The sequence below is a fragment of the Amycolatopsis sp. genome (assembly GCF_025464955.1).
Lineage (GTDB): Bacteria > Actinomycetota > Actinomycetes > Mycobacteriales > Pseudonocardiaceae > Amycolatopsis.
The window spans coordinates 65,931-73,540 of sequence record NZ_JAODNM010000114.1; the positions used below are offsets into that span (position 1 = coordinate 65,931).

Below are 7,610 nucleotides of genomic sequence, written 5' to 3' on the forward strand. Positions count from 1 at the left end.
AGGTAGGAAAAGCGGATCAGGCGCGGCGGATGGTGATGTCGCCGTAGGAGGTGTTCGCCCGTACCTCGACGGTCTCGTCGGACTCTCCCGGCCGGGTGGTGTTGTCGAGCTGGTTGTGCAGCTTTCCGAACCCGGTGTGCGCGTCGAGCCAGGCGGCCGTGCCCTCGGCGATGCCGACCTCGAGTTCGCCCATCGAGGTTTCGAGCGTGACCGAACCGCGCGCCACCTCGCCGACGCGGATGCTGCCGTTGGCCGTCTTCGCGTCGACTCCCGCGCCCGCCCGCTCGACGGAGATGTCACCGTTTGCCGAACGGATCCGCGCGTCGCCGCTGACCGCGTCGATTTCGATATTGCCGTTGGAGTCCTTGACGACCGCCGTGCCGTCGACCCGGCCGAGGATGACTTTCCCGGACCCGGTGCGGATATCGGCGTTGCCCGCGACGTGGCCCACGGTGATGTTTCCGGTCGAGGTGTCCAGGTGGAGCGGGCCGGTGCGCTCGACCCGGCAGTGTCCGATGGGGGTTTTGAACCGGCACTCCCCGAGCTGCCCCGTGCTGCGGAAGTTCCCCAGCTGCACCTGACCGGACACCCGCGAACCACTGGGCAACTCGACGGACACGTCGACCGACTTGGTCTTGCGGGAGAAGTCGAAGGCGCCCGCCTTCGGCCCCTTGATCTGCAGCACGCCGTCCGCGTACTCGACGCGGACCTGCTGCGCGGCCTTCACATCGGATTCGTCGGCTTCATCGCTGGGGCGCACCTCGACGACCGTGTCGGTCCGGTCGCTCGCGGTGATCCGGATTTCGCCGGTGACGCCGAGTTCGAGCGTGACGGAAATCGGGTCGGGGGTCTCGAATTTTGACATGGTTGTTCCCTCATCTTGGGTCGGTGAGACATCCCCGCAGGTCGGGGAATGGTGTGGTGGAGCGAGGTGAAGTGAGACGCGGTTCGGCTAGGCGGTCAGTGCACCCAGCCGGTGAAGCGCTGCTTGGTCCGTTTTCCGCCAGGCTGCTCGGGACGCTCTTCGCGGCCGGGCTGCTGCAGCGCGGCGGCGGCCGCTCGGACCAGCCAGGCGTTGACCGAACGTCCTTCTTGCGCGGCCGCTTCGTCGACGGCGGCCTTGAGCTGCTCCGGGAGCCGCACGTTGATCCGTGCCGTGGGGCCGTCCTCGGCGATCAGCGGACCGGTGTCCACCGTTGCCGGGCGATCTTCGACGGCGTCCTGGCGCGGCCCGGCCGACGGCGAGTTGACGACGAACTCAGGATCGCGTCCACGCAGGCGGAGCTCGACCGAACCCGGGGCCAGGTCCCGGGTGATCTCGCTCGTGGCGGCCGACAACGTGTCCAGCAGGGTCATCCGGATCGCCGATTCGAGCGACCCGGCCAGGCGCTCGACCAACGCACGCGCCTCGTCGCCGCCGGCTTCGGCAAGCGTGGCGAACTCGCGTCCGAGGTTGCTTACATACGAGGTCAGTTCCATGGCATTACTATGGCACACGCTTGGCTCAGCTTGCAAGCCAAATTGGCTCAAATGTGATGCCATCTGGCACCGCGTGGCATTGAAGTTGGCAAACCTGCAGGTCAGGCCGTGTGGCAGGGTGGGGATGTGGCCGTTCAAAGCAGCAAGGACGCGGCCGGGGGAGGTGTGTCGTGCGTAGTGCGGGCCTCTTGCGTAGTTGCGCTGGATGCGATGAGCGTCCTCTTCGCAACGCGAGTCACAGTGTCAAGCCCTCAGGGCCACACCAGTGGCGTTGAACGCCACGAGGGACGTTTCGTACACAAGGGTGACGGACCGGCTAACCCCAGCAGTCACACCGACACCACCAGCCTCACGGACGTGGGCCTCCGATCCAGTCCGGTCAGACGCGCGGGTGGCGCCAGAGGGCGACGGTGATCCAGGCGCAGCCGATGAGGACCAGGGCGCCGTGGGCCATCCGGAGCGACGGGGACAGGTAGAACTGCGGCAGGAAGAGCGCGAAGGCGACACCGAAGACGACCCCGCTCTGCTTGGGCAGGATGCCGGAGCGCCAGATCGCGACAGCGGCCATGATCGCGCCGATGGCCAGCAGGATCAAGCCTGACGCGAACATCGTGGCCGCGGCGGGGTTGTAGCGGACGGTGTCGGTGAGTTCGAGCAGGGCGGGGTTGTGCTCGGCGAGCGCACGCTGGGCGATCGCGTGCAGCCCGAAGACCTCCGCGCCGTAGTACGGCAGGGTCAGGCCGATGCCGACCCAGGACACGACGAGTGCCCTGGCCATGAGCTTCGTCCTCAGTGCGGCTTGGACTGCCATCAGGCCGAGGACGACCAGGATGAAGCCCGACACGGCGAAGAGGTGGGCGGCGATCCAAGCGTTCGAGCCGATCGCCGCAGCTCCGGCCAGGGACTTCTCGTCCGAGTACGGCCGGATGACCGGGTAGAGCAGGAAGCAGAGGCCGGCGAGTGCGAGTGCTGCCGCCCCCAGGCGGAGCGACGCCGGGCGAGGGGTCTCGAGTGTCGGCGTAACTGTGTTGGTGACAGGGCTGTGCATGTCCATGACCACTCCGTGAGCGCTAGTCGTTTTAGAGAGCGCTGCTCTCAACTCAAAGACTCACCCTTCGGTGTCGTGTTGTCAAGAGCGGTGCTCTCTTTAGTTGCTGTCGCTCTGCTGGTCGGCCATCATCGGGGTATGACCGTGGACGCCATCCAGACCCCGAGGCAGCGAGCCCGTGCCCAGGCCATGCTGGACATCAAGCGCATCGCGCGGGAGCAGCTGGCGAGCGAGGGGAGCTCGGCGCTCTCGCTGCGGGGGATCGCGCGCGAGCTCGGCATCGTCTCGTCCGCGGTGTACCGCTATGTGCCCAGTCGCGACGAGCTGCTGACGATGCTCATCGAAGACGCGTACAACTCGCTCGGCGAGGTGGCCGAAGCCGCCGACGGTGCCTGCGCGCGGCCGGACCTGCGTGGCCGGTGGCGAGCCATCGGCCACGCGGTGCGGACGTGGGCCGTCGAGCAGCCGTCCGAGTACGCGCTCATCTACGGCAGCCCGGTGCCCGGATATACCGCGCCGGTCGACCGGACCGGCGATCCCGGCAGCCGGGTTTCCTTGCTGCTGCTGGCGATCCTGGTGGAAAGCGAGCGGGTGGACCCGCCGGGCGACGGCTCGCCCGAAGTCGAAGTCCCGCCTTTGCTCGGCACCGATTTCGAGGCTTTGCGGCAGGCTTTGGGTTTGCGGATCAGTGATGACCGGCTGGCTCGCGGGTTCCTGGCGTGGTCGTCACTTTTCGGCCTGATCAGCTTCGAACTCTTCGGCCAGTTCAAGAACGCCGTCGAACACCTCGACGCATATTTCGACCATCAGCTGGACCGGCTCGCACTGCTGATCGGCCTGCCCGAATAGCCGCCCTCGAGCTACTTCGCGCGCTTGCCGACGGTGAAAAAGCGTTCGAGCAAGGCGTTGAAGGGTGCTCCCATGTCGGGGACGACGTGGTCGGCGCCCGGGCAGACGACCCGTTCGGCGCCGGTTTCGCGAGCGATGGTGTCGCAGATGACCTCGTACGCCTTCTTGTGACCGCCCGAGACGACCAGGATCTCGAAAGGTGCGTCTCGCAGTTCGGCCAACGGAAGCTCGGCCTCGTCCGGCGGCCGCGCGCCCTGGAGCTGGCGCATGCCGGTCGAGAGAGATTCCGGCAGCTCGTCGGGGACGTCGTAGGGGACACCGGCTACCGGGAAGAACCGCCGCAGCCCTTCTTGCGGAGTCAGATCGGTCGCTTCGATCACCGCCCTGACTTCGGCGCCGAACTCGTCCACGGCCGGGACACCACGGGCGACGGCCGAGGCCGGCGGTTCGACGACGGTCAGCGACCGCACCTTCTCGGGCCGACGCACGGCCGCGAACATGGCCACGATCGCGCCGTAGGACAGGCCGACGAGATGGCTCGGCTCGTCGAGCAGTTGCTCCGCGAGCTGAGCTGCCTCGGTTTCGAAGTCCTGCCGCGCGGGCGCGGACCTGCCATGGCCGGGACGATCCGGCGCCAGCAGTGTCCAGCGCTCGGTGAGGGGGCGCTGCGCCCGCCAGGTTTCGCGCCCGCCCAGTACTCCGCCGTGGACGAGCACTACGCGCGGACCGTGGCCCCACTGGTAGACGTGCATACCTTCACCGTAGCGGTATCTCCGGCCATACTGTCCTAAGTGGATCATCAAGGCCGTTGCCCTTTCGGGCGGCCTTGTGCACGGTTTCCCGCCGACCGGGGTGACAGGATTTAAAGTGTGTCCGGGGAGAGGGCACATCATGGCGAAATTTCTACTGGCTTCGACATCCGCGCCTGGGCACATCACGCCGATGGCGATCGTGGTTCGACGCCTGATCGAGCGCGGGCACGAAGTGCAGTGGTACACCGGCGCCGGCCTGCGCGCCGATGTCGAAGCCAGCGGCGCGCGGTTCCATCCGATCACGCACGAGATCGACTTCACCAGGATCAGCCCGGTAGAACTGGTTCCCGAGCTGCGTACGGCGTCCAGCGGCGTGGCCAGGGCCCGGTTGTACTTCGAACGATGTTTCATCGACGCCGCGCCCGCCACGATCACCGACCTTGAACGCGTGCTCGCCGAGTTCCCGGCCGATGTCCTGGTCGCGGACCCGCTCGTGGTCGCCGCGCCGATGGTGTCCGAGCGCGGCGGGCCGCCGTTCGCCCGGATCGCCACCACCCGGCTCGGGATCTACAGCCGCGACACCCCGCCTCCCGGCCTCGGGCGCTCGCCCGGCGCCGGTCTGCGTGGACGGCTGCGTGACCGGGCACTGACCGTCCTGCACCGGCACGTCCTGTTCCGCCGGACCACCCTGCACCTCGACGACGTCCGGCACGCGATGGGCCTGCCGCGGCGGCGCCGTTCGGCGTTCGACCAGTTCCTGTCGCCGTGGTTGTTCCTGCAGGATACGGCCGAAGCCTTCGAGTACCCGCGCCGCGATCTGCCTCCGCAGGTGCACTTCATCGGTGCGCTGGTACCGGAACCGGCGGACTTCGACCGGCCCGTGTGGTGGCCCGAACTCCACGCCGATCGGCCGGTTGTCCTCGTCACGCTGAGCACGGTCGCCAACGCTCGAGCCAATCTGATCGGCCCAGCCGTCGAGGCGTTCGCGGGCGAGGACCTGACGGTGATCATCACCACCGGTAGCGGCGAGTTCACCGTGCCCGAGACGTTGCCCGACAACGTCCACGTGGAGCCGTTCGTGCCACACGCTTCGGTGATGCCGCACGTCGACGTATTCGTCACCAATGGCGGGTACGGCGGCGTCCAGGTGGCGCTGTCGCACGGGGTCCCGATGGTGGTCGCCGGGGTGACCGAGGAGAAACCCGATATCGCCGCGCGGATCGCCTGGTCCGGTGCCGGCGTCCGGCTGCCGACCGATGCCCCGAGCAGCGATGTCCTTCGCGCGGCGGTCCGACAAGTCCTGAACGACGGCCGTTACGCGAAGGCCGCCGCGCGGATCGCAACGGACCTCGGCCGCCATGATGCCGCGGCCGAGGCTGTCGAGCTGCTCGAAGAACTCGCCCGTACCGGAGAACCGGTGCTTCGGCGTTAGGCTTTCGCGCTGGTCTGGAAGATGGGCCACCCGATCTCGGTGCGCCACTGGGATTCGTCGGCCGTTTCGTGCCTGCCGACGGGGTAGTACTCGCGGATGGGGCCGTCGACGGCGAGTGCGTGTTCCGTCACGTACGTGCCCACTGCGCCATAGGCGCGGTCGATGCCGACATGGGATCCCGCGTGGACAGTGGTCGCGAGCTCGGTGGCCGGGACGACCAGCGAAGTGACGCGGCCCATCGGCCGCACCGGACCGTCGCACGGGACGAAGACCGTGGCCTGGCCGCGCTCGTGAGTGAACAGGTCGTTGGCGAAGATGCCGCCACTGGTTCCGGAGACCGGCACGCTCTGGGCGTCCAGTGTGGCGTACAGCTCGCCGAGCGCGCCCTGGTACCACGACAGGGAGTCCCCGACGTCGACGATCTCGCTGATCGCGGCCGCGGGTGTCGCTTCGACGCTGCGGTGCTCGATGTCGATCGGGGCACTCGGCTCAAGCAGCTCACGTAGGGACGAGACGGCACTCTGGGTCCGTGAAAGGGCGTCTTCCAGCCTGTTCAGGTGAGCCGCGATCAGCGTGTTGCGCGTCCCGAGGTCCGGGGCCGCCAGCACTGCCTGGATATCCTCCAGCGGCATGTCGAGCTGCCGGAACCGGCGGATGACCTGTGCGGTCGGGATCTGGTCCGTCGTGTAGTACCGGTAGCCGCTGTCCGGGTCGATGTCGGCGGGCTCGAGCAGGCCGATCCGGTGGTAGTGGCGCAGCGTTTTGACGCTCATGTGGGTGGCGCGAGCGAAGTCGCCGATCGCGAAGGAGAGCCGCATGCCTCCAGTGTGCAGGCTCCCCCAAGGGGAGAGTCAGCTGACAGGGGAGATGTTGACACTCCCGTCGTGGGAGCGCCGAACCTGGTTTCTCGGCAGCACGCCGAGCAGAACCGAGAGGAACAGGCCCATGACCACCGAACTCACCGGCGTGATCGCCGACCACATCGCCGCTGTCAACGCCTTCGACACCGACGCGATCGTCGCGACCTTCGCCGAGGACGCCTACGTCAACGACAACAAGCGCGAGATCTCCGGCATCGTCGCCGTCCGCAAGTGGGTGGAGAAGGAGATGGTCGGGGACAAGGTCACCATGGATGTCCGTGAGGTCGTCGACCACCACGGCGACATCATCGTGCGGGCGGCCTACGACGGTATGTACGACAAGACCAACCTGCCGGACGAACTCGTCATGTCGAACTACTTCAGCGTCCGCGACAACCGGATCATCAGTCTCGTTGTCATCTTCAACCGCCCCTCGGAATACTGATGGACTGTGCCACCGTAGGGAGATGGACGCAGCTACTGGGTCATCGCGGCTACGGGTCCGCAGGTCCTGGATGGCGTCCGTTCGGCGTTCAGCGGCGTAGTGGCTTCTGGTGCTGAGGCGGCGGGTGTTGCAGGGTCCGGTTAACCGCAGCAAGGACCGAGGCGGCCGGGGTTCCCTTGGTGCACAGGGAAAAAACGGAACCGCAGCGACTGCCTCACCGGCCACGCCACACGTCGAAGATGCTCCCCTGCAACGAATTCCCCTCGGCTGTCCGGCACGATTACGTTAGGCAACCACCGTCGCGGGCGTGGTGCATCAGTGAGTGACACCCGCGATATGCAGTTGGACGTGAAGGCCACCTTCACGACGTAATGCGCCGTGAAGGTGGCCTTCACGTCCAATCCGAGATCACGTACAGCGATAAGGCGGATCACCTGAAAGGGTATCGAATAGTAGTTCGACTCACGGTAGAATAAAGGGGTGTCCAGCTCGGTGATCCGGTTTCCCTCGCTTGCCGAGATTCGGCGTGCGAATCCGGTGGAAGCTGCTGAGATCGCCCGCCGACTGGCGCGGATCTACAACGAGTGCGACGCGCTGTTTGGTGTGCTGGCGGCGAAAGTGGAGACCGAGGGTGTGAAGGTTGTCTACCAGTATCTGAACACGGCACTGTGGTTGGATGATGTCACTCAGATCGGCCCGGCGGCGGCGAAGCGGATCGTGATCCGGGGTAAGGCCGTGAACTCCT

At 66.9% G+C, this 7,610-nt stretch carries 9 protein-coding genes; 4 read left to right on the forward strand and 5 right to left on the reverse strand.

What is annotated here, in order from left to right; translation table 11 throughout:
• Positions 1-16 precede the first annotated feature (16 nt).
• From JWQ81_RS26975 to JWQ81_RS26985, 3 genes are all read right to left on the reverse strand, one after another.
• Positions 17-865 (reverse strand): DUF4097 family beta strand repeat-containing protein, encoded by an 849-nt coding sequence (locus JWQ81_RS26975; RefSeq protein WP_297545791.1) that lies wholly within the window; start codon positions 863-865, stop codon positions 17-19.
• 95 nt (positions 866-960) lie between these two features.
• Positions 961-1,479 carry a YlcI/YnfO family protein gene (locus tag JWQ81_RS26980; RefSeq protein WP_297545793.1) on the reverse strand — a complete coding sequence of 173 codons (519 nt, stop codon included), beginning with the start codon at positions 1,477-1,479 and terminating at the stop codon, positions 961-963.
• Between the two features lie 379 nt (positions 1,480-1,858).
• Positions 1,859-2,533, reverse strand: coding sequence for a hypothetical protein (locus tag JWQ81_RS26985; RefSeq protein WP_297545794.1), 675 nt, complete (start codon positions 2,531-2,533; stop codon positions 1,859-1,861).
• Positions 2,534-2,665: 132 nt separating this feature from the next.
• On the opposite strand from JWQ81_RS26985, the gene JWQ81_RS26990 reads away from it, so the two are divergent.
• Positions 2,666-3,376, forward strand: a complete 711-nt coding sequence (locus tag JWQ81_RS26990) for a TetR/AcrR family transcriptional regulator (RefSeq protein ID WP_297545795.1) — start codon at positions 2,666-2,668, stop codon at positions 3,374-3,376.
• Between the two features lie 11 nt (positions 3,377-3,387).
• On the opposite strand, the gene JWQ81_RS26995 is transcribed toward JWQ81_RS26990, so the two are convergent.
• Positions 3,388-4,128, reverse strand: coding sequence for an alpha/beta hydrolase (locus JWQ81_RS26995; RefSeq protein WP_297545797.1), 741 nt, complete (start codon positions 4,126-4,128; stop codon positions 3,388-3,390).
• A gap of 139 nt (positions 4,129-4,267) precedes the next feature.
• Here JWQ81_RS26995 and JWQ81_RS27000 point away from each other — a divergent pair, with 139 nt between their 5' ends.
• On the forward strand, positions 4,268-5,560 hold the full coding sequence (locus JWQ81_RS27000) for a glycosyltransferase (RefSeq protein WP_297545799.1): 1,293 nt from the start codon (positions 4,268-4,270) through the stop codon (positions 5,558-5,560).
• Here JWQ81_RS27000 and JWQ81_RS27005 read toward each other — a convergent pair.
• A complete protein-coding gene (locus JWQ81_RS27005; protein ID WP_297545800.1) occupies positions 5,557-6,378 on the reverse strand; it encodes a MerR family transcriptional regulator in 822 nt (273 codons plus the stop codon). The genes JWQ81_RS27000 and JWQ81_RS27005 overlap by 4 nt on opposite strands.
• Before the next feature lie 127 nt (positions 6,379-6,505).
• Here JWQ81_RS27005 and JWQ81_RS27010 point away from each other — a divergent pair, with 127 nt between their 5' ends.
• Entirely contained in the window at positions 6,506-6,865 is a 360-nt protein-coding gene (locus tag JWQ81_RS27010) for a nuclear transport factor 2 family protein (protein WP_297545801.1), read from the forward strand.
• 480 nt (positions 6,866-7,345) lie between these two features.
• A partial coding sequence (locus tag JWQ81_RS27015) for a hypothetical protein (RefSeq protein ID WP_297545803.1) occupies positions 7,346-7,610 on the forward strand: 265 nt, incomplete at its 3' end.

Coding starts and splice junctions, on each gene's coding strand:
- JWQ81_RS26975 (WP_297545791.1), bottom strand. CDS start 865: ATGTCAAAATTCGAGACCCCCGACCCGATTTCCGTCACGCTCGAACTC.
- JWQ81_RS26980 (WP_297545793.1), bottom strand. CDS start 1,479: ATGGAACTGACCTCGTATGTAAGCAACCTCGGACGCGAGTTCGCCACG.
- JWQ81_RS26985 (WP_297545794.1), bottom strand. CDS start 2,533: ATGGACATGCACAGCCCTGTCACCAACACAGTTACGCCGACACTCGAG.
- JWQ81_RS26990 (WP_297545795.1), top strand. CDS start 2,666: ATGACCGTGGACGCCATCCAGACCCCGAGGCAGCGAGCCCGTGCCCAG.
- JWQ81_RS26995 (WP_297545797.1), bottom strand. CDS start 4,128: ATGCACGTCTACCAGTGGGGCCACGGTCCGCGCGTAGTGCTCGTCCAC.
- JWQ81_RS27000 (WP_297545799.1), top strand. CDS start 4,268: ATGGCGAAATTTCTACTGGCTTCGACATCCGCGCCTGGGCACATCACG.
- JWQ81_RS27005 (WP_297545800.1), bottom strand. CDS start 6,378: ATGCGGCTCTCCTTCGCGATCGGCGACTTCGCTCGCGCCACCCACATG.
- JWQ81_RS27010 (WP_297545801.1), top strand. CDS start 6,506: ATGACCACCGAACTCACCGGCGTGATCGCCGACCACATCGCCGCTGTC.